This is a genomic window from Nocardia sp. NPDC006044, assembly GCF_042871115.1.
Taxonomy (GTDB): domain Bacteria; phylum Actinomycetota; class Actinomycetes; order Mycobacteriales; family Mycobacteriaceae; genus Nocardia.
Map to the genome: position 1 here is coordinate 2,887,395 of NZ_JBIAID010000001.1, position 21,224 is coordinate 2,908,618.

Here is a 21,224-nt window from a genome sequence, read left to right on the forward strand (position 1 = left end):
CCGACGACGCTTCGTCGCACTCGAACTCGACCCCAAGGTGATCACCCATGCTTACTGCTGTCCGCACGCCCGCCGACCCCGCCCCGCTCGCCCCACTCGAGGTCGCGGGCGAACTGCTGACCATGCTGCGCGAGGTCACCACCGAACCACGCCCCAACAACCAACTGGAAGCCCTCGCGCTGGCCGTGGCCGCCGACCTTCCGGTTCTCCTGTGGGGCGAACCGGGCATCGGCAAGACCGCCGCCCTCACCCAGCTCGCCGCCGACCTGGACCTCCCACTGACCACCGTGATCGCGAGTGTCCATGAGCCGTCGGACTTTTCGGGCCTGCCCGTGATCGGAGACGATCCGGCGGTACAGGGCGTCCCGATGGCGCCGCCGGACTGGGCCGTGCAACTCGTCCGCGCCGGCCGCGGACTACTGTTCCTGGACGAACTGTCCACCGCGCCGCCCGCTGTGCAGGCCGCGCTGCTCCGCCTGGTCCTCGAACGCCGAATCGGCACCCTGCGACTGCCGCCCGATGTCCGCATCGTCGCGGCGGCCAACCCGCGCTCCTCGGCGGCCGACGGCTGGGAACTGAGTCCGCCGCTGGCCAACCGGTTCGTGCACCTCCAGTGGACGCACGAGCACGAGGTCGTCGTCCGCGGTCTCGGCGGCACCTGGCCGCACGCGACGCTGCCCCGCCTGGCGCCGGAAAAGCTTACCGAGGCAGTGGCTTTCGCGCGCCGCGCGGTATGCGTCCTGCTCGCCGCGCGGCCCGCGCTCGTGCATCAGATCCCCACCAGCGAAGCGCGCAGGGGTGGCCCGTGGCCGTCGCCCCGAAGCTGGGAGATGGCGTTGTCGCTCGTCGCTTTCGCCACGGCGGCAGGATCTTCCCGCGATGTGCTTTCCCTGCTGGTCCGGGGCACGGTCGGCGACGGACCGGGCTTCGAACTGCTGGCCGGGCTGGACCGGATGGATTTGCCGGACCCGGAGGAGTTGCTCGCCGATCCGGTCGGCTCCGTGCTGCCCGAACGCGGGGATCTGCGCCAAGCGGTGCTCGACGGAGTGGTGGCAGCGGTCCGGAAACGTCCGGAGCGGTCGCGCTGGGACGCCGCGTGGACCATCCTGGTCCGCGCCCTCGAAAGCGGCGCTCCGGACCTGATCGTCGTTCCCGCAACGACTCTCGCGACGCTGCGGCAGGGCGACTGGGATGTTCCGGCGGCCATCGAAAAGCTCGCCGGGGTGGTGTCGGTGTCCAAGGAGGCCGATGAGGCGGCCGGACGCGTCGCCGCGCGGGCAGGCCGATGACCGCGCCGAAAACGCTGGATCGCGAGAAGCTCTTCGCCGCCCGGCTGCACGCCGCCCGGGTCCGGCCCTATCTGGCGACGGCCCTGTTCGCCTTGGCCGTCGTCGAGTCCCGCACGGTACCGACGATGGCGGTCGATCGGCACTGGCGGTGCTACGTCTCGCCCGCGTTCGTGGACCGGATGCCGGTGGAGGACCTGGCCTCGGTGTGGGTGCACGAGGTGTCCCACCTGCTGCGCGACCATCACGGTCGCAGCGACCGATTCGCCGAGCAGCACGGACTGACCGGCCCGGCCGAGCGCCTGCGCATGAACATCGCCGCGGACTGCGAGATCAACGACGACGCGTTCGGCGACGGACTGGTCCAGCCGGCGGGCGCCGTCGTGCCGTCGATGCTGCGGTTGGGCACCGGCGAACTCATGGAGGACTATCTGCGCCAGTTCCGGCTCGGTCCGCTGACCGACGGCATGGCCTGGCTCGACTGCGGCAGCGGTGCGGACGGATTGGATCGCGAGTGGGATCTGGGCCCGGACGGTGCCGACGGTCTCAGCGCGCAGGAACGCGAGGCGGTCCGATTCCTGGTGGCGCGGGGCATCATCGGGCGTCCGGGGAACGCGTCCCAAGGCTGGAAGCGCTGGGCGGAGGAGACCTTTCATCCACCGCAGCCGTGGCGCGACCTGCTCGGCTCGGCTCTGCGGTCCGCGGTCTCCAGTCCCGGTGTCGGCGAGGATTACACCTACCGTCGTCCGGCTCGGCGTTCGGCCGGGATACCCGGCGTCGTGCTGCCGAGCCTGCGGCGAACGCCGCCGCGGGTCACGGTGCTCATCGATACCTCGGGGTCGGTCAGTGACACCGAACTGGGCACGGCGTTGCTCGAGGTGGCCGCGATCAGCCGCGCCGTCGGTGGGCGCCGCGACCTGGTCAGCGTCTTGTCGTGCGACGCGGCGGCCGGGGTCGTGCACCCCCTGTGCCGGGCGGAGGGGATACCGCTGGTGGGCGGTGGTGGCACGGATCTGCGCGCCGGGTTCGCGAAGGCGCTGCGAAACCGGCCGGGCCCCGATGTGCTCGTGGTGCTCACCGATGGTCAGACACCGTGGCCGGCCAGGCGGCCGGCGTGCCGGACGGTGGTCGGTCTCTTCCGCCGCTCGGCCGGCGACTCGTGGAACGAGGACGATCCCGATTACGTTCCCGACGCGCCACCGGATTGGGCCAGGGTGGTCGAGATCGGGTAAGGAAACGCCTTGCCGGCCAATGCCTATCCCGCATTCGGCCCTCGAGGGCGGTTGATCTGGGACAGATTGGGAGGGGACGTCGGAAGCGGATCGACAGGAGGGACGTCGCGTGGCCGTCATGTTGCTGGGAACCTTCGACACCAAAGGGGAGGAGTACGCGTACGTCCGTGACGTGATCGCCGAGGGTGGCACGGACGTCGTTCTCGTCGATGCCGGGGTGCTGGGCACCGCGTCTCTCGCGGCCGATGTGGACGCGTCGGCCGTCGCCGCCGCGGCGGGCGCCGATCTCGCCGAGCTGCGACAGCGGCGTGACCGTGGCGCGGCCCTGGACGCGATGGCGGCCGGTGCGCGCGCCGTCGCGCTGGAGTTGCATGCGCGGGGCCGGCTCAGCGGGGTGCTCGCGCTCGGCGGCAGCGGGGGTTCCGCGATCGCCGCGAAAGTCATGCGGGCGTTGCCCGTCGGCGTGCCGAAGCTGCTGGTCTCCACCATGGCCGGCGGGGATGTCTCGCCCTACGTCGGGACGACGGACGTGACGCTGATGTACAGCGTTGTCGACGTGGCGGGGATCAATTCGATCTCCCGTCAGGTGCTGGGCAACGCCGCCGCCGCGATAGCCGCAATGGCCGGTGAGTATGCGCGCAGACGGTCCGATTCCGGTGCTGGGCAAGGCAAACCGCTCGTCGCCGCGACCATGTTCGGCGTGACCACCCCCGCGGTGGACACGGCCCGAAAGAGATTGACCGAGTTGGGCTACGAGGTGCTGGTATTCCACGCGACCGGCTCCGGCGGCCGCACCATGGAAAACCTGGTCGCCGACGGGTATTTCGCCGGTGTCCTCGACCTCACCACCACCGAGCTGGCCGACGAGGTCGTCGGTGGGGTGTTGTCCGCCGGGCCGGATCGGCTGACCGCGGCGGCCGCGGCGGGCGTTCCGCAGGTCGTCAGCCTCGGCGCGTTGGACATGGTGAACTTCGGGCCGCGCGATACCGTGCCGGAGCGGTTCGGTGAACGACACCTGCTCGTGCACAACGAGACCGTCACGCTGATGCGGACGAATGCCATGGAGGCGACCAGAATTGGTGCGGTACTCGGCCAGAAGCTGGCGGCGGCAACGGGACCCACCGCATTGTTCGTGCCGCGCGGCGGACTGTCCGCCGTCGATGTGGACGGCGGGCCGTTCTGGGACCGCGCGGCGGACGCGGCCTGCGTCGAGGCCGTACTCGCGGCGGTGGCCGGAACCCCGGTCGAGGTGATCGACAGCGACCAGGACATCAACAGCACGGCGTTCGCGACGGCGGCCGCCGAGCATTTGCACCGACTCATCAGGAGCGCATCGTGAATCGTGTACAGGCTCTCGCCGGGTTCCGCAGTCAGCTCGAGGCCGGTCACCCGATCATCGGCGCCGGCGCGGGCACCGGACTCTCCGCCAAGTCCGCCGAGGCGGGCGGCGCCGACCTCATCATCATCTACAACTCGGGGCGGTTCCGGATGGCTGGGCGCGGCTCGCTCGCCGGACTGATGCCCTATGGCGATGCCAACGCGATCGTGGTCGAGATGGCCGCCGAAGTGCTGCCCGTGGTCGAACGGACCCCGGTGCTCGCCGGTGTGTGCGGCACCGATCCGTTCCGGCTGATGCCGCGGTTTCTCGACGAACTCCGCGCGATCGGATTCGCCGGCGTGCAGAACTTTCCCACCGTCGGGCTGATCGACGGCGTGTTCCGCGCGAATCTGGAAGAGACCGGCATGGGTTTCGATCTCGAGATCGAGATGATCCAACTGGCTGCCGAGCGCGAACTGCTCACCGCGCCCTATGTGTTCGACACGGAACAGGCGACCGCGATGGCGCAGGCCGGCGCCGACATCATCGTGCCGCACATGGGGCTAACGACGAAGGGGAGCATCGGCGCGACCACGGCGATCACCCTCGACCAAGCGGTGCGGCGGGTGCAGGAGATGCGGGACGCGGCCGCCGCGGTCGATCCCGGCATCATCGTGCTCTGTCACGGCGGTCCGATCGCCGAGCCCGCCGACGTGCGCTATGTGCTCGAGCGCACCCACGGCGTCGCGGGGTTCTTCGGTGCCTCGTCGATGGAGCGGCTGCCCACCGAGCGGGCCATCGCCGAGCAGCTGCGGGCGTTCAAGGACGTCCCGACCGACCGGTCTTGAGTGGAAGATCCCGCCCGGCTTCATCTTTCGAAGGAGAGTCCTATGTACCGCGATCCGAACGCCGTTGCGACCATGGTTTTCGACTGGGGATCGATCAAATGGCATGTCTCGCCCGACACCGTCGACGGAGCGTCGTCGACGCTCGGTGAGGTGGTGATCAACCCGAACAAGGGTCATGACCGGCACGAGCATCCCGAGTCCGACGAGATCCTCTACGTGATCGAGGGGGAGGGGCGGCAAACCGTCGGTGACAGTGGCGAATTCGCGATCAATGCGGGCGACGCGGTGTGGATCCCGCGTGGCACCCTGCATTCCACGTACAACACCGGTTGGCGACCGCTGCGCCTGGTGGCGACGTACACGCCCGGCGGTGCCGAGGCCGCCCTGCGTGGGCTGCCGGATTTCGTCGAGCTGGCGCCGGGGGCGTTCCCGACCTGGAAAAAAGACGGCTGAGCCTGCGCGGTTGAGTCCGCCGCGCAGGCCTGGTGCCCTCAGAGGGTGCGGGCGATGATCTCCTTCATGATCTCGTTGGTGCCCGCGTAGATCATCTGCACCCGGTTGTCCACCCACAGGCGTGAGATCGGGTACTCGGTCATGTAGCCGTAGCCGCCGTGCAGTTGCAGGCATTCGCTGGCCACCGACATGGCGCGGTCGGTGGTCCACCACTTGGCCATCGCGACCGTGGCGATATCCAGTTCGCCGACAATGTGTTTGGCGATGCAGTCGTCGGTGAAGACGCGCGCGATCTTGGCCTCGGTGGCCACCTCGGCGAGCTTGAACTTGGTGTTCTGGAACTGGAAGATGGTGCGGCCGAACGCTTCTCGCTCCTTGGTGTAGCGCAGCGTGTGCTCCAGCGCGGTCTCCATGCCCGCCACCGCGCCGACGGCGATGATCAGGCGCTCCTGTGGCAGCTGCTGCATCAGCTGAACGAAGCCCTGGCCCTCCTCGGTGCCGAGCAGATTGGCCACCGGGACGCGGACGTCCTCGAAGAACAGCTCGGAGGTGTCCTGGCCCTTCTGCCCGATCTTGTCCAGCACCCGGCCGCGCCGGAATCCGGCCCGGTCGGCCTCGACCAGCACCAGGCTGACGCCGGCGGCGCCCTGCGTGCTGTCGGTCTTGACCACCACGATGATGAGGTCGGCCTGCGCGCCGTTGGTGATGAACGTCTTGGATCCGTTCACCACGTACTCGTCGCCGTCGCGGACCGCCTTGGTCTTGATGTTCTGCAAATCGGAGCCGGTGCCGGGCTCGGTCATCGCGATCGCGCCGACCACCTCACCGCTGGCCATCTTCGGCAGCCACTGCCGCTTCTGCTCCTCGGTGCCATAGGCGAGCAGGTAGTGCGCGACGATGCCGTTGTGCAGGCTCGCGCCCCACGCCGTGTCCAGCGCCCTCGCCTGCTCCTCGATCAGCACCGCCTCGTGCGCGAACGTGCCGCCACCGCCGCCGTATTCCTCCGGGATGGACAGGCAGAGCAGCCCGAGCTCGCCCGCCTTGTTCCACAGGTCGCGGTCGACATGATGCTGGTCGATGAACTTGTCGATGTTCGGGGTGACCTCCTTCTGGAAGAAGGCGCGGGCCAGGTCACGCAGCGCGTCCAGATCGTCGTTCATCCAACTCGACCGGTAGGCGGCCATCGAAGCTCCTTTGGTTCGGCGCACCACTGGCAAATATATGTAACCAGGGTTCGCGGGTACAGCATGTACCCGGCGGGAACAGTGTGTACCAACTCGGCCGCGCGGACAAGACACGATTCGGTATGGCCTGGCTGAACGTCCGATAGCGTGAGACCCCGTGGAGCAACGACGCTGGACCGACACCGCCGCCGCGCGGCGCTCGACCAGTCGCGCCCCGGGCCGGGACGAGCGTCGCCGAACCATCGTGGACGCGGCCATCGCGGTCATCGAAGAGCACGGGCCCGAGGCGCTGACCGGCCAGATCGCGGATCGCGCAGGGTTGGCGCGCAGCCACGTCTACCGGCATTTCGCCAGCAAGGAAGAGCTCGACCTGGCCGTGGCGCGCCGGGCGCACGACGATCTCACCCGGCAGATCCGGGCCGCGCTCGAGATCGAGGGTTCCCCGTATGCCATCATCCGAGCCCCGATCGCCGAACACGTCGGCTGGGCCAGCGAACATCCGAACCTGTACATCTTCCTGCTCGGACGAAACTACCGCCGCGGCAACGACGAACCCAGAATCGGCGGCAGCGCCTTCGCCTCCGAGATCTCTGCCGCCGCAACAAGATACATCCCCAAGTTCGGCGCCGACTCAGTGGCCGCCGACCGCCTCGTCGTCGCCCTGCTCGGCCTCATCGACGCCTCGGTCCGCTGGTGGCTCGTCCACCGCGACATGAGCGAACCGGAACTGGTGGACCAACTCGCCACCGAGGCCTGGCTGCTCATCGACCACCGCCTCCGCGGTCTCGGCATCTCGCTGGACCCTCACGCGGCCCTCCCGGGCAACGGGTGATCGGTTACCCCGCGTAGCTCCGTTTCGGCTCGAAATGGCTTGGGCTGCAAGTGTGCAAGGCATGCAATGTTGCACAGTGTGCCAAAACGGAGGGGTTTTGAAGGTCGAACTCCCCTGGGGTGCAGGGGAGTTCGACATCTACTCCTCAGGTGAGTTCAGAACAGGCTGCCGGCCAGGTCGCTGAACATGTCGCCACCGCTGAATTGCTTGTTGCCGGACTTGCCGAACCAATCGAAGCCGTCGTTGCCGCCGCCGGTGAACAAGTCGCCGGTGTCGAAGAAGTTGCCGGAGTCGCGGCCGAACTGGTTGCTGTCGCCGAACAGGTCGCCGGTGCCGAATTGGTTTGCGTCGCCGAACGGGTCGCCTCCGCTGTCGCCGAGCCAGTCGAAACCGTCGCCGCTGCTGGACGGGTCGCTGACGTCGCTGCCGAAGAGGTCGCCGGAGTCGTCGGTGCGGCTGTCGCCGAGCCAGTCGAAGCCGTCGCCGTCGAACGGATTGCCGCCATCGTCGCTGAACATGCCGTCGTCGGACGAGTTGTCGCCGCCGAGCCAATCGAATTCGTCACCGGGATCGCTCGGTGAACTGTCTCCGTCGTCTGCTCCGGGCCCGCTCTGCCAATCGTCGCCGGAATCCTGGCCCGGCCCACTTTGCTCATCGTCGCCGCTGTCTTGCCCCGGCCCGCTCTGCGAGTCGTCTCCCGCGTCCTGTCCCGGCCCGGGCTGCGGTGAGTTCGGCCGGGTGCCGGGGTCTTTCGGGCCGCCGGGCTTCGTGGTGCTATCCGGTGTGGTGCTCGTCGGCTTGTTCGGGTCCGCCTTCCCGCGCTGATACATGCTGTTGAGCTGACCGATTTCGTTCTTGCTCAACGGAGTCGGGCCACTGTTGCAGCGATTGACCGAGCTGGCCATGATGCTGCATCCGCTGTCGTTGTGATCGAGGCCGATCGAGTGCAGGAGTTCGTGAGCGGCGATCTCGGTTCGGTCGTCCGGATCGAAGTTCTGATTCTTCGGATCGAGTTTCACGAACGGGCCGCCGTTATCCCAGCCGCCGAGGCCGGCCACGCCGCCTTCGAAACGTTCGTTGCTGATGTTGATCGCGCCGTTGCCCGTTCCCGGTTTCAGCACGAAGTTCAGGCCCGGCGTCGAATTCAAGTGTTTGACCGCATTTTCGATGCCGGCATCTTTGATTCTGTTGTTGTAGTGAATGATCGCCCGGCCGTCCGCGTCGTAGCCCTGAACCTTCGCTCGGAAGCCGAAACTCGGGGCCGCCGCCGATGCGGTGGCGGTGGTCGTCAGGCTCAGCCCGACGGGTGTGAGCAGGGTGCCCGCGACCAGCGCGGCGAACAGTCGGGGTGTGCCGTTCCTCGGCGACTTCGCGGCCCGATGCTTCCCGTGATAGTTGCGACGTCCGGCAACAGTCGGCATAACCTGGAAACCTCCGTGTATATGAAAGCGAGCTCCACCACTCGCTGCTCGGCACCGGCGACTGTACTGCCGAAACATCGAATGAGCACCCCATGTAAGCACCGTCTTAACTGCTGAAAACACGCTTTTAAGACTGGCCTGGAACTAACGTTAGTTTGTTGAATCAGCGCTGTACCGCAGACGTTTCGTCGTTATAGTGGCGCCATTTCGCGTGCCGTAGTCACCATCCCGTACGACCTGCCGTGTGCCGCCCCGGAGCGCTGCCGTCGAGCTGATTCCGAGCACCGGTCCGAGCCAGTGGTGCGGGCGACGACAGGGACCCGGAGGAGGTGCGCGAGCTCACCGCGCACCCATCCGCGCGAGTCCCGGCACCGAATACTCCCCGGGGCCGACTCTGCGCTCGTACCTTGGCAGCTGCTGGTCCGTGCAGCCGACATCAGTCGTGCTGGCCGACATTCACAGTCAGGAGATATCGTGCGCAACAAAGAATTACCGGGCGAGAACACTGGTAATCGTTACGTCCGCGTTGCTCTCGTTATCGCCGCAGTGCTGCCGCTGTGGTTGGTCGACGTAACGGCCGACGCCGCAACGACTGCGTTTCCGGACCCGAACGTGACGTTTCTGATCCAAGCCGAGATCCGCGACGGCGGAACCCGGTGTGCGACGCAGACCGATGGCAAGACGGCGATCAAGTTCACCGCCTGCGACAAGGGCAACGAGAGCCAGCAGTGGTTCCAGCGGGAGGTGGACGACCAAGGCTACGGGATGGTTTACAGCGTGAAAGGCGTATGCATAGACGAGAACGCGTACGCGACGAACGCCGACAAGTGCGAAAAACGCGCCAAGCCTGAGCGTCTCATGTGGAAGCAGGAATCCGGCGGCCTGGTGCGGAACAAGAGCGACAAACCGATGTACTGGTCCGCCCGCGGAACCAGCGGTGACGCCGGACTCACGCTCACGCAGAAAAGCAGCGGCGCAAGCGATTTCACGATCGTGAGCGCCGACTGATGCGTAACTCCGGTCGGCGGTGAGTACGTGCGTTCGGTAGTGCCGGCCGGTCCGGTAGTTCTACTCACCGACACGGGTAGTTTCCCAGCTTCCGGGGGCGGGCGAGGTCCATATGCTCGAGCTATGTCCGATGCTTCCACGGAGAATGTGTTCGCCCTGAGAACGGCCGGCCTGGGCGCGGTGGCCGCGGTTGTGCTGGCGCCGTTGGCGGCGGCTCTGGTCGCGGTGGTCTACCGGTTTCCGGTGCCGCTGGCGCAGGATTACGCTCGTGGGTTCGGTGGTGCCGGCGATGCCGCACTGGCCAGCGTGTTCTATCTGCTCCTCGGTGGTGCGCCGGTGCTCGGAATCCTCGGCGGCACAGGCGGTTTCGTTGCCGCTCGGCTCGACGCCGGTCGCGCTCGGTCCCGCACGCTGGTCGTCTCGGCGGGTATCGCGCTGCTCGCCGCGAGCGCTTGTCCGTGCTCGAATTCTTCATCGGCGCTTGGTGAGTCGGCTACGTCGTCAACCCGGCTCGTGGTCGAGCGGCGTGGTCAGGATGAGGTCGAGGAGGTCGCCGAGGGTATCGATCTGGGCGGGGGAGAGGGCGGCGAAGGATCGGCGTTGGACGGCGCGCACTCGCTGAGCACCTTCGGCGCGGATCTGCTCACCCTTGGGGGTGAGGCGGTGGCGGACGGCGCGGCCGGGGCCTTGCATTCGCTCGATGAGTCCGCGCTCGGCCATTCTCGTGGCCAGTGTCCCGAACGATTGGTCAGTCTGAAAAGTCAACTGGGCCAGGTCGTGTAGTGAGGCGTCGGGATGGCGATCGAGGTGGCGGAGGGTGTCCCACTGCACCAGCGAGACGCCCAGATCCGCGAGGGCGGCGGTGAGGGCGCGGTGGTGGCGGTGCTGGACGCGCTTGATCGACAGGGCCACGTCTCCGATCGAGGTCATAGCAGCAGCATAACTCAGGTTGTTTATATCAGTATGCTTGTATAAGGTTACTGATATAGATCTCAGGAGGTTTACATGAGCACCACCAGCACCGTCGACGTGCCCCTGCCCGAACTCGGCACCATCGCGGTCCGCGTCGACGAACGAGGGGAGGGCCGCCCGATCCTGTTGTTGCACGGCGGGGCCGGTTCCATGTCGGTCACCGGCTTCGCCGACCGCCTCGCCGCCGAACGAAACGCCCACGTCTACGCCCCCACCCACCCCGGCTTCGATGGCACCGACCGCCCCGAACGGCTCACCACCATCGGTGAACTCGCCGCCCTCTACGCAGAGCTGCTGAACACCCTCGACCTCACCGACGTCACCGTCGTCGGCAACTCCGTGGGCGGCTGGATCGCCGCGGAACTCGCTCTCCTGCAACAGAACCGAGTGTCCGGCCTGGTTCTCGTCGACGCCGTCGGCATCGAGGTCCCCGACCATCCGGTCATCGATTTCTTCGCCCTCGACCTCACCCAGATCGCGGACTACAGCTACGCGGACCCCGACCCCTATCGGATCGAACCGACTCAACTCAACCCCGCCGTCTTGCGGATGATGGCTGGAAACCGCAGCGCCCTAGAGGTTTACGGTGGCTCGATGACCGACCCGACCCTGCTCGGCCGCCTCCCCGAAATCACCCTGCCCACCCTCGTCATCTGGGGCGAAGCCGATCGGATCGTCGACCCCGAAAACGGCCGCGCTTACGCCGACGCCATCCCCGGCGCGGAATTCGTCATCATGCCGAACACCGGCCACCTCCCGCAGATCGAATCCCCCGCCGAACTGATCCCGCTCCTGTGGAACTTCGCCGACGCCCACGCCACCGGCCGGCCCGCCGCCTGACTTCGATAATGCCGACCCTCAGGTCCGGGGGCGGTTGTCGATCAGCCTGCGCGCCTTGCCGATCGAACGTTCGAGGGTGGCGGGCGGGACCACGTCGACGGCAACGGTGACGCCGATGCGGTTCTTGATCGATTCGCGCAGCGCTGCGGACGACGTCCATCGTTGATCGTCGAAAACGCCGGGGCGGGCTTCGACTCGGATGGTGAGGGTGTCCATCCGGCCGGTGCGTTCGAGCACACAGTGGAATTGCGGGGCCAGGGCCGGGACGGCCAGGATCAGTTCCTCGATCTGGGTGGGGAACAGATTGACCCCGCGCAGGATGATCATGTCGTCGGTGCGGCCGGTGACCTTCTGCATTCGGCGCATCGTGCGGGCTGTGCCGGGGAGCAGGCGGGTCAGGTCGCGGGTGCGATAGCGAATGATCGGTGTCGCTTCCTTCGACAGCGAGGTGAACACCAATTCGCCCTCCGCGCCGTCGGGCAGCACCGCACCGGTCTCCGGATCGATGATCTCCGGATAGAAATGGTCTTCCCAGATGTGCGGGCCGTCCTTGGTCTCCACGCATTCCATGGCGACGCCGGGACCCATCACCTCGGAGAGTCCGTAGATGTCGACGGCGTCCATAGCGAGAGTCTGCTCGATCTCCCGTCGCATGTGTTCGGTCCACGGCTCGGCGCCGAATACCCCGACGCGCAGCGAGGTCTTCGCGGGATCGAGGCCTTTGGCGACCATCGCGTCGGCGATGGTGAGCATGTAGGACGGGGTGACCAGGATGGCGTCCGGCGCGAAGTCGGTGATGAGCTGGATCTGGCGCTCGGTCATGCCGCCGGACATCGGAATCACGGTGCAGCCCAGCCGTTCCGCGCCGTAATGCGCGCCGAGCCCGCCGGTGAACAGACCGTATCCGTAGGCGACGTGCACCTTGTCGTTCGGTCTGACCCCGCCCGCGCGCAGGCTGCGCGCGACCAGTTCCGCCCAGTTGCCGATGTCGTTCGCGGTGTACCCGACCACCGTCGGCCACCCCGTGGTGCCCGAGGACGCGTGGATTCGCGCGACCTGACTCTGCGGCACCGCGAACATTCCGAACGGATAGTTCTCGCGTAGCTCCTGCTTGGTCGTGAACGGGAACTTTGCCAGATCGCCGAGATCACGCACGTCGCTCGGATGGACTCCGGCATCGTCGAATGCCCGGCGGTAATGCGGCACGTTGGCGTAAGCGTGCTCCAGCGACCAGCGCAATCGTTCGAGTTGCAGAGCCGAAATGCGGTCGCGGGTGGCGAATTCGATGTCGGGGGTGTCGGTGGGAGTGGGCAGGACGCCGGTCATCGGGGAACTCCAGGTTCAGTCGTCGAAATCGACGGTCAGGGTGTCGCTGAGGGGATAGGTCTGGCAGGTGAGCACGAAGCCGGCGGCGACCTCGGATTCTTCGAGCGCGTAATTGCGGCGCATATCGGCGTCGCCTCGAGTGATCTTGGCGCGGCAGGTGCCGCAGACGCCGCCCTTACAGGCGAACGGGAGATCCGAACGCAATTGCGCGCCCGAATCGAGCAGCGGCTGGTCCCGGGGGAGGGCGCCGGTCACCGAGCGACCGTCGAGCGCGAGGGTGACTTCGCTTGTCGGACCGCGGGTTCCGGGTTCGCGATGGATCACCGGTGGCGGCGGGACGTCGACGTAGAACAGTTCGTGGTGGATCCGGCTCCGGTCGACACCGAACTCAGCGAGGACTTCCTGCGCGTCGGTGATCATGCCGTAGGGTCCGCACAGCCAGAAGTGGTCGATGTCGTCGGTCGGCACGACGCTGCCGAGGATCGCGCGCAGGCGCTGCGCGTCCAATCTGCCACTGAACAACTCCACTTCCCGCGGTTCCCGCGACAGTACGTGGACGAGGTCGAGTCGCGGGCCGAATCGATCCTTCAGATCGGCGATCTCCTCGGCGAACATCACCGACCGGGTGCGCCGATTGCCGTACAGCAGAACGACTTCCGCAGTGGGATTGATGAGCATCGAGGCGGCGATCGAGAGCATCGGAGTGATACCCGACCCCGCCGCGATCAGGACGTGCCTGCCACCCTCCGCCGGCTCGGCGGTGAATGTTCCGGTCGGTCCCTGTACGTCGATGATGTCGCCCGGCTTGACCTGATGGACCAGCCAGGACGAGAACACCCCGCCGGGCACCTCGCGCACGCCGACCCGCGGCGGTGCGCCGGCCGGCGCGCAGATCGAGTAGGACCGGCGATGCTCGACGCCGTCGACGGTGCGCCGCAGCATCAGCGATTGGCCTGGGCGGAAGTCGAATTCGCCGGCCAGCCGCTCGGGCACGGTGAAGCGGATGGCGACCGCGTCGGCGCAGAGTGGTTCGACATCGGCGACGGTCAGCGGGTGGAAGGCTTTGGTTCGTGCGGAGGTCATGGTCAGATCTCCTTCACGTGGTCGAACGGTTCCAGGCAGTCCGAGCAGCGGTATTGGGCTTTGCACAGCGTCGCGCCGAACTCGGAGTGCAGGACGGTGTTCGGTGATCCGCATTGCGGGCAGATGAGGGCGCGCGGCTTGGGCGTGAGGGTCAGCGGGACCGGTCCCGCTGCGCGCCGCGGCGCCGGACCCGGCACGGAATAGCCTGCCGCGCTCAGCTTTCGGCGACCCTCGGCGGAGATCCAATCCGAACTCCAGGCCGGCGTCAGGCGAGTTCTGATCCGCACGCGGTTGTATCCGTGCTGGCGGAGCTTGTGCTCCAGATCGTCGCGCATGGTGGCCATGGCGGGGCAACCCGAGTACGTCGGGGTGATGGTGACGAGCACACTCCCGTCGGCGTCGACCGTGACCTCGCGCAGCACGCCGAGGTCGTCGAGGGTCAGCGGTGGCAGCTCCGGGTCGGTCACCGATGCGGCGACGGCGCGGGCGCGTAATTCGCCGGCGCTCACCAGCGTCCCTCCGGGTGCGCGCGGGCGACGCTCTGCATGTCCGCGAGCAACGAGCCCATCGCCTCGGTGTGGATGCCGCGCCTGCCCGCGCGTCCGCCGACCGTGCCCACGCGGGCGAGCGGGGGAGCCAGCTCGGCGGCGTGCAGGACCTGGTCGAGCACTGCGTCGAATTCCGCACGGACGTCACGGGGATCGACGCCGACCGCGACCTCGGACAGGGAAATCTCTTCGTCGGTGGGGACGAACAGTTCATCGACGTAGGGCCACACCAGCTCCAGCGCGTCGCCGGTGCGCCGCCTGGATTCGGTGGTGCCGCAACCCAAAGTGACCGTCCACCGGGCTGCGTAGTCGCGGTGATAGGTCAGCTCTTTGACGCCCTTGTGCGCGACGGCGGCCAGCACCGGATCGCGAGACGCGCGGAGTCGATCGAAGAGTGCGAGGCGCCAGGTCGAGAAGATCAGCAACCGGACCATCGACTTGGCGAAGTCGCCGTTGTCCAGCTCGCACAGGCGGACGTTGCGAAATTCGTTCTCCGGCCGGAAGAAGGCCAGCGCGTCTTCGGCGGGCACCGGGGAGGTATCGGAAATGAACGGCACCACCGAACCATCGGCCGCGGCGGCCCGGGCAAGTAACAGCCGCGCCTGTCCCAGCAGATCGAGGCCGACATTCGCCAGCGCGACCTCCTCTTCGAGTTCCGGTGCCCGCGTGGACCATTGGGCGAGCCTCTGGGCGCTGATCAGGGCGTCGTCGGCCAGCATGAGGCAGTACGTGGCGAGCGCGGTCGGCTCGACGTCGTCCGGCACCGTGGTGTCCACGCCGGCCAGCGGATCGTCGAAGCCGGTGCCGAACGCCCACTGCCCGTGGGAATTCGCGTCGACCAGGCCTTCGTAGGCGTTGTGCTCCGATGCTTCGGTCATCTGCGCCGCCTCACATGTGTGGCACGTGGTCGGGGATCTCGTAGAACGTCGGATGCCGATACACCTTGTCGCCGCTGGGCGCGAAGAACGGATCCTTCTCCGCCGGGCTCGACGCGGTGATCGAGGCGGACCGGACCACCCAGATGCTCACCCCTTCGTTGCGGCGGGTGTAGACGTCGCGCGCGTGGCGCAAGGCCATCTGGTCATCGGCGGCGTGCAGCGATCCGACGTGCACGTGGTTGAGGCCGCGCTTGCCGCGCAGAAAGACCTCGTACAGCGGCCAATCCGCCTGCACCGCGGAGGTTTCGGTCACGACGCCGCCTGCTCGCGGGCCGCGAACGCGGTCGCGGCCTCGCGCACCCATGCGCCGTCCTCGTGCGCGGCGCGACGGTTGGCGATCCGCTCGACATTGCACGCGCCGTTGCCTCTGAGCACGGCCGCGAACTCGGCCCAGTCCGGCTCGCCGAAGTCGTACGCCTCGCGCCGGGGGCACCACTTCAGTTCCGGATCCGGGAAGGTCACACCCAGTGCCTCGGCCTGCGGCACGGACATGTCGACAAACCGTTGGCGCAGTTCGTCGTTCGTGTGCCGCTTGATGCCCCACTTCATCGACTGCGCGGTATTGGGCGACTCGTCATCGGGCGGTCCGAACATCATCAGCGCGGGCCACCACCACCGGTCGACCGACTCCTGCACCAGCGCGCGCTGCTCGTCGGTGCCGCGCATCATCGTCATCAGCAGTTCGTAACCCTGGCGCTGATGGAACGACTCCTCTTTGCACACGCGGATCATCGCGCGGGCATACGGTCCGAAAGAGCTGCGGCACAATGGAACCTGGTTACAGATCGCGGCGCCGTCGACCAGCCAGCCGATGGTGCCGACGTCGGCGTAGGTGAGCGTCGGATAGTTGAAGATCGAGGAGTACTTCTGTTTGCCCTCGATGAGCTGGGCGGTCAGCTCGCCGCGGTCGGCGCCGAGGGTTTCGGCGGCGGAGTACAGATAGAGGCCGTGGCCTGCCTCGTCCTGAACTTTGGCCATGAGGATCGCTTTGCGCCGCAACGACGGTGCGCGAGTGAGCCAATTCCCCTCGGGCTGCATGCCGATGATCTCGGAGTGCGCGTGCTGGGCGATCTGGCGGATCAGCGAGCGGCGGTAGCCGTCGGGCATCCAGTCCCGGGGTTCGATGCGCTGCTCGGCGGCGATCGTCTCGTCGAAAAGGGTCTGTAGCGGGCCTGTTTCGGGCGCGTGTGCGGTGGACATCTGCTCTCCTTGCCGAATCTGCCTAAGCGCCGGTGAAGGCCGGTTTCTCCTTCGCCAGGAAGGCTTTTACCGCGGCCTGGTGGTCGTCGGTGCGGCCCAGGTGCTGCTGTGCGGCGAGTTCGCGGTCCAAGGCGGCGGACAGACCGGACGCCGACGCGCCGACGAGCGCCTTCACCCGGCGGTAGGCCGCCGTCGGGCCTGAGGCGAGTTGCTGAGCGAGATCCGCTGCTGTCGTGTGCAATTCATCATCCGGCACCACGCGATGAATCAATCCCCAGTCGAGCGCCTGCTCGGCGGTCACCCGGTCGCCCAGCAGCAGCAGTCCGGTGGCTCGGCTGCTGCCGAGCGCCTCGACGAGCGCGTAGCTCAAGCCGGAGTCGCTGGCCAGGGCGATGCCGGTGAACGCGGTCGCGAACGTCGTCCGGGTGCCCGCGATCCGGATGTCGGCCGCCAACGCGATGCCGAATCCGGCGCCGACGCAGGCGCCGGGAATCGCGGCGACGATCGGTACTTCCAGTGACTTCAACGCGCGGATGAGCGGATTGTAGTGCGCGCCGACGGTGTCCATGGCGGTCGTCGGATCGGTCTCCAGCGCGATGGCGTGCTCGCTCAGATCCTGACCGACGCAGAAGTTCCGGCCCTCGGCGGTGAGCAGGACCGCGCGCACGTCCGGATTCTCGGCGGTCGCGGTCACCGCCTCGAAGAACGCCAGTTTCGTCGGGATATCGAGGGCGTTGTGCGCCGACGGCCGGGCCAGGGTGATCGTGGCGAGTCCGTGCGCGGTCTCCAGGCGAACTGTCATCGTTTCTCCAGAAAGGCGGTCATCCGTTGGTGTTTGTCCTCGGTGTCGAACAGGACGGCCTGTGCGAGGTCGTCGGCCCATGGGTGCGCGCCGGGGGCGTCGACGACGGTCTTGGTCAGCCGCAACGCGAGCCGGGACTGGCGGGCGATGCGATCGAGGAGCCGATGCGCCGCCGCGACGTGGTCCTCGGCGATGTCCAGGACCAAACCGGTGCGCAGCGCGGTCTCGGCGTCGATGGTGCGTCCGCCCAGCAGGATCTGCTTGGCGATCGACATGCCGACCAGCGACGGTAAGCGGTAGCTGGCGCCAGCCGCGGCCATGATGCCGAGTCCCGGTTCCGGATTGCCGAATACCGCTGTCGGAGTGGCGATTCGGAGGTCGCACGCGTAGGCGAGTTCGGCGCCGCCGCCGAGTGCGTATCCGTTGACCGCCGCCACCGTGGGCAGCGGCAGCCGAGCGACCCGGTCGAACAGATTCCGGTTGATGCCGGTGAGCGCGTCGTCGCGGGTGCGCATGCGCAGCTCGTCGATGTCGGCGCCGGCGGCGAAGTCGTCGCCGCGACCGGTGAGCAACAGCGGCTTGGGGTTTCGCTCGATGGTGGCGCAGACGTCGTGCAACGCGCCGATCATCTGCGCGTTGATGGCATTTCGCTGGGCGGGCCGGTCGAGCGTGACGACGAACCGGTCCGGCAGTTCTGTGACGGCGACGCTACGCACACTGCTCCTCCACCGTTGTGTTCTTCATTAATAACCGAACATTCGGTAGGTTGGCAAGGGTTGATCGGTGCATTGCGCTGGCCGATTCCAGAAACTGGGAGGATGTGGGGCATGACGAACGCACGCGTGACGCGCCGGACCGGACTGCCCGGGCGTCCGGGATATGACCTGGACTCGCTCCTGGCTGTCGCGGTGAAGGTGTTCAACGACAAGGGTTACGACGGCACCAGCATGGACGCGCTGGCGCGCGGGCTCGGCATCACCAAGTCGTCTATCTATCACCATGTTTCCGGCAAGTCCGAGCTGCTCGAACTCGCGCTGAACCGGGCGCTCAACGCGCTGTTCGCGGTTATCACCGAGGAGCGGGCGGTCACCGGGCCCTACCTCGATCGACTCGAGTACCTGGTCCGGCGCAGTGTCGAGATCCTGTGTGCGGAATTGCCGTACGTCACGCTGTTGCTGCGCGTGCGCGGGAACACCCCGGTGGAGCGGCGCGCGCTGGCCAGGCGGCGGGAGTTCGACGATTTCGTCAGCGGGCTCGTGGTCGAGGCCGCGGCCGAAGGGGATCTGCGGCCGGGGATCGATCCGGCGCTCACCGCCCGGCTGATCTTCGGCACGGTCAACTCGCTCGTCGAGTGGTACCGGCCGCGGGCGGGCGGGTCCGCGACGGATCTGGCCGATGCCGTCGTGGCGCACGTGTTCGACGGTCTGCGCCGCACCTGAGCGACACTCGGCGGCCCGTCCCCAGGGGATCGTTGTGCTTGACAACGCTCGGCGTCCGAGGGGATCGTAATTACCGACCGAACGTACGGTGGGACGGAGACCTCGTGAGTCGACTGCTGGAGAGCTATGTCCATGGGCGCTGGGTGGCCGCGGCAGACGAGGGCACGCCGCTGCTCAGCGCGATCGACAGTGCCGAGGTGGCCCGAATCTCCTCGGCCGGAACGGATCTCGCCGGCGCGGTCGATTACGCGCGCGCGGTAGGCGGTCCCGCGCTGGCGCGGTTGACGTTTCATGAGCGGGCAGCGAAGCTGAAGCAGCTCGGTCAAACGCTGCTGACGGGCAAGGACGAGTTCTACGCGACCTCCCGCCTGACCGGTGCGACCAAGCGCGACTCCGCGATCGACATCGACGGCGGTATCGGCACCGTGCTCAGTTACGCGAGCAAGGCGCGGCGCGAATTGCCCAACGACACCGTGTATCTCGACGGTGCGATCGAGCCGCTCGGTAAGCACGGAACCTTCTTCGGTCAGCACATCTACACCTCGCGGCGCGGGGTCGCGGTGCAGATCAACGCGTTCAACTTTCCGGTGTGGGGATTCCTGGAGAAGCTCGCGCCCGCGTTCATCGCCGGGGTGCCCTCGATCGTGAAGCCCGCCAGTCAAACCGCGTACCTGACCGAGCTGGTGTTCCGGCGGATCATCGAATCCGGCGTTCTCCCTGAGGGTTCGGTGCAGTTGCTGTGCGGGGGTTCCCGCGGGTTGCTCGACCATCTCGGTGGGCAGGACTCGGTCGCCTTCACCGGATCCGCGGATACCGCCGCGATCCTGCGCGCGCATCCCGCTGTCGTCGGGGAGGGCGTGCGATTCACCGCCGAGGCGGATTCGCTCAACGCCTCGGTGCTGGGGTCCGATGTGGTGCCGGGTGATCCCGAATTCGAGCTCTACGTCAAGCAACTCGTCAGTGAGATGACCGCCAAGGCGGGGCAGAAGTGCACCGCGATTCGGCGCGCCTTCGTGCCCGCGGCGATGGTCGACGACGTGCTCGAGGCGACGAAGGCGCGGCTGGCGAAGGTCGTCGTCGGCGATCCGGATGCCGACGGGGTCACCATGGGGGCGCTGGCCAGCGTCGACCAGCGCGATGAGGTCGTGAAATCCATTCGGGGACTGACCAAATCGGCGACCATCGTGTTCGGCGATCCCGAATTGGTGGAGGTGGTCGGGGCTTCGGCGGCGGCGGGGGCGTTCATGTCGCCGATCCTGTTGCGCGGCGGGGACAAAGCGGCCACCGAGCCGCACGAGATCGAGGCGTTCGGGCCGGTGTCGACGGTGCTCGGGTACGACGACACCGAGGATTTGATCGAGCTCGTCGCCAGGGGGAAGGGGAGTCTCGTCGCCTCGGTGGTGACCAAGGATGCCGCCCTCGCCAGGGAGATCGTGCTCGGGCTCGCTCCGTACCATGGGCGAGTTCTGGTGCTCAACAGCGAGGATGCGCGGGAATCGACGGGGCACGGGTCGCCGCTCGCCGTTCTGGTGCACGGTGGTCCCGGTCGGGCGGGTGGTGGTGAAGAGCTGGGCGGCATCCGCGGGGTGCTGCACCACATGCAGCGCACCGCGGTACAGGGGACGCCGAATGTGCTGACCGCAGTGGGGAACAAGTGGGTAAAGGGTGCGGACCGGGTTGCCGGTGGCGTGCATCCGTTCCGGAAGGATCTCGGCGAGTTGCGGCTCGGCGATACCATCGTCGGCGGTCCACGTCCGGTCAGTCGCGCCGATATCCAGCACTTCGCCGAGTTCACCGGCGACACGTTCTACGCCCACACCGATCCTGAAGCGGCAGCGGCGAATCCGTTGTTCGGCGGGATCGTGGCGCACGGCTATCTCGTCGTCTCGCTTGCCGCCGGGCTGTTCGTCGATCCGGCGCCCGGACCGGTGCTGGCGAATTTCGGGGTCGATAATCTGCGGTTCCTGACTCCGGTGCAGGTCGACGATTCGCTCACCGTGACCCTGACCGCGAAGCAGATCACCCCGCGCCAGAGCGCGTCATACGGCGAAGTCCGCTGGGACGCAGTGGTTGTCAATCAGAAAGACGAAGCCGTCGCGACCTACGACGTGCTGACACTAGTGGCGAAACCGGAGGAATCATGACCTATCGTATTGCCGTCTGCTACGGCAAGCCCGAGAACCCGGCGGAATTCGACAAGCACTACACCGCCGTCCACATCCCGCTCGCCCGCGCGGTCCCCGGATTGACGGAATTCACCTGGGGCAAAGTAGCTTCGGTGGATAATGGCGAGCCGCCCTGCTACGCCGTAGCCAGCCTCTACTTCGCCGACGAACAGGCGCTGCGAACGGGCATGTCATCACCCGAAATGGTCGCCACGGCAAGGGACCTGCGCAACTTCGCCACCGGCGGAGTCACGATGTTCACCCAGGAGGAACAATCCGTCAGGTAAGCGCGCCCTGCGCCGCCTGTAACACGACACAACCGAGGCCAC

General features: G+C 67.3%; 22 protein-coding genes. 11 read left to right on the plus strand and 11 right to left on the minus strand.

Annotation, left to right across the window (positions count from 1 at the left end; all coding sequences use genetic code 11):
- Positions 1–47 precede the first annotated feature (47 nt).
- From ACFYO1_RS13415 to ACFYO1_RS13435, 5 genes are all read left to right on the plus strand, one after another.
- Positions 48–1,289, plus strand: a complete 1,242-nt coding sequence (locus ACFYO1_RS13415; RefSeq protein ID WP_387230256.1) for an AAA family ATPase — start codon at positions 48–50, stop codon at positions 1,287–1,289.
- The gene (locus tag ACFYO1_RS13420; RefSeq protein ID WP_387230258.1) at positions 1,286–2,518 is read left to right on the plus strand and encodes a VWA-like domain-containing protein; all 1,233 of its coding nucleotides are present in this window, start codon (positions 1,286–1,288) and stop codon (positions 2,516–2,518) included. The genes ACFYO1_RS13415 and ACFYO1_RS13420 overlap by 4 nt, the downstream gene beginning before the upstream one ends.
- Before the next feature lie 118 nt (positions 2,519–2,636).
- A complete protein-coding gene (locus ACFYO1_RS13425; protein WP_387231866.1) occupies positions 2,637–3,857 on the plus strand; it encodes a Tm-1-like ATP-binding domain-containing protein in 1,221 nt (406 codons plus the stop codon).
- The gene (locus ACFYO1_RS13430; RefSeq protein WP_387230260.1) at positions 3,854–4,684 is read left to right on the plus strand and encodes a phosphoenolpyruvate hydrolase family protein; all 831 of its coding nucleotides are present in this window, start codon (positions 3,854–3,856) and stop codon (positions 4,682–4,684) included. The genes ACFYO1_RS13425 and ACFYO1_RS13430 overlap by 4 nt, the downstream gene beginning before the upstream one ends.
- A 42-nt stretch (positions 4,685–4,726) precedes the next feature.
- A complete protein-coding gene (locus ACFYO1_RS13435; RefSeq protein WP_387230262.1) occupies positions 4,727–5,137 on the plus strand; it encodes a cupin domain-containing protein in 411 nt (136 codons plus the stop codon).
- 38 nt (positions 5,138–5,175) lie between these two features.
- On the opposite strand, the gene ACFYO1_RS13440 is transcribed toward ACFYO1_RS13435, so the two are convergent.
- On the minus strand, positions 5,176–6,321 hold the full coding sequence (locus tag ACFYO1_RS13440; protein ID WP_378716812.1) for an acyl-CoA dehydrogenase family protein: 1,146 nt from the start codon (positions 6,319–6,321) through the stop codon (positions 5,176–5,178).
- A 157-nt stretch (positions 6,322–6,478) separates the two neighbouring features.
- On the opposite strand from ACFYO1_RS13440, the gene ACFYO1_RS13445 reads away from it, so the two are divergent.
- Positions 6,479–7,153 (plus strand): TetR/AcrR family transcriptional regulator, encoded by a 675-nt coding sequence (locus ACFYO1_RS13445; protein WP_387230264.1) that lies wholly within the window; start codon positions 6,479–6,481, stop codon positions 7,151–7,153.
- 155 nt (positions 7,154–7,308) lie between these two features.
- On the opposite strand, the gene ACFYO1_RS13450 is transcribed toward ACFYO1_RS13445, so the two are convergent.
- On the minus strand, positions 7,309–8,574 hold the full coding sequence (locus ACFYO1_RS13450) for a matrixin family metalloprotease (protein WP_387230266.1): 1,266 nt from the start codon (positions 8,572–8,574) through the stop codon (positions 7,309–7,311).
- Positions 8,575–9,048: 474 nt separating this feature from the next.
- Here ACFYO1_RS13450 and ACFYO1_RS13455 point away from each other — a divergent pair, with 474 nt between their 5' ends.
- Positions 9,049–9,582 carry a hypothetical protein gene (locus tag ACFYO1_RS13455; protein WP_387230268.1) on the plus strand — a complete coding sequence of 178 codons (534 nt, stop codon included), beginning with the start codon at positions 9,049–9,051 and terminating at the stop codon, positions 9,580–9,582.
- A 501-nt stretch (positions 9,583–10,083) separates the two neighbouring features.
- Here ACFYO1_RS13455 and ACFYO1_RS13460 read toward each other — a convergent pair.
- Positions 10,084–10,512 (minus strand): MarR family winged helix-turn-helix transcriptional regulator, encoded by a 429-nt coding sequence (locus tag ACFYO1_RS13460; protein WP_387230269.1) that lies wholly within the window; start codon positions 10,510–10,512, stop codon positions 10,084–10,086.
- Positions 10,513–10,587: 75 nt separating this feature from the next.
- On the opposite strand from ACFYO1_RS13460, the gene ACFYO1_RS13465 reads away from it, so the two are divergent.
- The gene (locus ACFYO1_RS13465; protein WP_387230271.1) at positions 10,588–11,394 is read left to right on the plus strand and encodes an alpha/beta fold hydrolase; all 807 of its coding nucleotides are present in this window, start codon (positions 10,588–10,590) and stop codon (positions 11,392–11,394) included.
- 18 nt (positions 11,395–11,412) lie between these two features.
- Here the strand turns inward: ACFYO1_RS13465 and paaK are convergent, their stop codons facing one another.
- The 8 genes from paaK to ACFYO1_RS13505 are packed head-to-tail and all read right to left on the minus strand — an operon-like array spanning position 11,413 to position 18,007.
- A complete protein-coding gene (gene paaK, locus ACFYO1_RS13470; RefSeq protein WP_387230273.1) occupies positions 11,413–12,720 on the minus strand; it encodes a phenylacetate--CoA ligase PaaK in 1,308 nt (435 codons plus the stop codon).
- A 15-nt stretch (positions 12,721–12,735) separates the two neighbouring features.
- The gene (gene paaE / locus ACFYO1_RS13475) at positions 12,736–13,803 is read right to left on the minus strand and encodes a 1,2-phenylacetyl-CoA epoxidase subunit PaaE (RefSeq protein ID WP_387230275.1); all 1,068 of its coding nucleotides are present in this window, start codon (positions 13,801–13,803) and stop codon (positions 12,736–12,738) included.
- Positions 13,804–13,805: 2 nt separating this feature from the next.
- A complete protein-coding gene (gene paaD, locus ACFYO1_RS13480; RefSeq protein ID WP_387230277.1) occupies positions 13,806–14,312 on the minus strand; it encodes a 1,2-phenylacetyl-CoA epoxidase subunit PaaD in 507 nt (168 codons plus the stop codon).
- Positions 14,309–15,229, minus strand: coding sequence for a 1,2-phenylacetyl-CoA epoxidase subunit PaaC (gene paaC / locus ACFYO1_RS13485; RefSeq protein ID WP_387230279.1), 921 nt, complete (start codon positions 15,227–15,229; stop codon positions 14,309–14,311). The genes paaD and paaC overlap by 4 nt, the downstream gene beginning before the upstream one ends.
- Positions 15,230–15,239: 10 nt before the next feature.
- On the minus strand, positions 15,240–15,542 hold the full coding sequence (gene paaB / locus ACFYO1_RS13490) for a 1,2-phenylacetyl-CoA epoxidase subunit PaaB (RefSeq protein WP_387230281.1): 303 nt from the start codon (positions 15,540–15,542) through the stop codon (positions 15,240–15,242).
- Positions 15,539–16,489 (minus strand): 1,2-phenylacetyl-CoA epoxidase subunit PaaA, encoded by a 951-nt coding sequence (paaA, locus tag ACFYO1_RS13495; protein WP_387230282.1) that lies wholly within the window; start codon positions 16,487–16,489, stop codon positions 15,539–15,541. Before paaA ends, paaB begins: the two co-directional genes overlap by 4 nt.
- Positions 16,490–16,511: 22 nt before the next feature.
- Complete coding sequence (locus ACFYO1_RS13500; RefSeq protein ID WP_387230284.1) at positions 16,512–17,291, minus strand: enoyl-CoA hydratase/isomerase family protein; 780 nt, start codon at positions 17,289–17,291, stop codon at positions 16,512–16,514.
- On the minus strand, positions 17,288–18,007 hold the full coding sequence (locus ACFYO1_RS13505; RefSeq protein WP_387230285.1) for an enoyl-CoA hydratase/isomerase family protein: 720 nt from the start codon (positions 18,005–18,007) through the stop codon (positions 17,288–17,290). Before ACFYO1_RS13505 ends, ACFYO1_RS13500 begins: the two co-directional genes overlap by 4 nt.
- A gap of 111 nt (positions 18,008–18,118) precedes the next feature.
- On the opposite strand from ACFYO1_RS13505, the gene ACFYO1_RS13510 reads away from it, so the two are divergent.
- The 3 genes from ACFYO1_RS13510 (at position 18,119) to ACFYO1_RS13520 (ending at position 21,182) form a co-directional block, all read left to right on the plus strand.
- Complete coding sequence (locus ACFYO1_RS13510) at positions 18,119–18,730, plus strand: TetR/AcrR family transcriptional regulator (protein ID WP_387230286.1); 612 nt, start codon at positions 18,119–18,121, stop codon at positions 18,728–18,730.
- Positions 18,731–18,834: 104 nt separating this feature from the next.
- The gene (gene paaZ, locus ACFYO1_RS13515) at positions 18,835–20,874 is read left to right on the plus strand and encodes a phenylacetic acid degradation bifunctional protein PaaZ (RefSeq protein ID WP_387230288.1); all 2,040 of its coding nucleotides are present in this window, start codon (positions 18,835–18,837) and stop codon (positions 20,872–20,874) included.
- Entirely contained in the window at positions 20,871–21,182 is a 312-nt protein-coding gene (locus ACFYO1_RS13520) for an EthD family reductase (protein ID WP_387230290.1), read from the plus strand. Before paaZ ends, ACFYO1_RS13520 begins: the two co-directional genes overlap by 4 nt.
- Positions 21,183–21,224 lie beyond the last annotated feature (42 nt).